Origin of the sequence: Limnospira sp. PMC 1279.21, assembly GCF_032349615.1 — a bacterium.
Classification (GTDB): Bacteria; Cyanobacteriota; Cyanobacteriia; order Cyanobacteriales; family Microcoleaceae; genus Limnospira; species Limnospira fusiformis.
In genome coordinates this window covers 1-652 of sequence record NZ_JARPLU010000484.1, presented here as the reverse complement: position 1 = coordinate 652, position 652 = coordinate 1, and the positions used below count along the sequence as shown (strand labels likewise).

At 44.8% G+C, this 652-nt stretch carries 1 protein-coding gene; it reads left to right on the top strand.

The annotated features are described in order from the left end of the window. Window positions 1-572, top strand: a 572-nt coding sequence (locus P5683_RS25560; protein ID WP_315669519.1) for a group II intron maturase-specific domain-containing protein, incomplete at its 5' end; no start/stop codon positions are given. Window positions 573-652 lie beyond the last annotated feature (80 nt).

The window sequence follows — 652 nt, the reverse complement described above, 5'->3', positions numbered from 1 at the left end:
CCCTGATTAGCAGACTAAACCCAATCATAAGGGGATGGTCAAACTACTATTCAGGGGTAGTCTCAACAGAGACCTTCACAAAGCTAGACCACATAGTTTGGCAAATGTTGCGGGCATGGACAGAATCAAGATGCAGAAAGGCAAGTTACGATAAGCTAGGAAACTATTTCAGACATGGAACGGTTAAACTTAGTAATGGGAAAGAAAGGCATGAATCTTGGTTATTCCAGACTAAAGATGGATTCACATTATGGAAACATAATTGGACTCCAATTGTCAGACATACCCTAATACGCCCGGAAGCAACACCATACGACGGAAACTGGACTTACTGGGCAACCAGGAAAGGACAAGCAATCGACACGCCAAATAGGGTAGCAAAACTACTTAAAAAGCAAAAAGGCAAGTGTACCTGGTGTGGGCAATACTTTACCCCATCAGATATAGTTGAAGTAGACCACATTGTACCTCGAAGCCAAGGCGGAAAGGATGAATACAAAAACCTTCAACTACTACACCGCCACACCCGCGATGATCAAACGGCACTTGACAATGCCAGAGCTGTTCCTTAACAATGGAGCAGTCAGACTAGGAGCCGTATGAGGTGAAAGTCTCATGTACGGTTCTGAATGGGAGGGGGTGAAGGCGACTT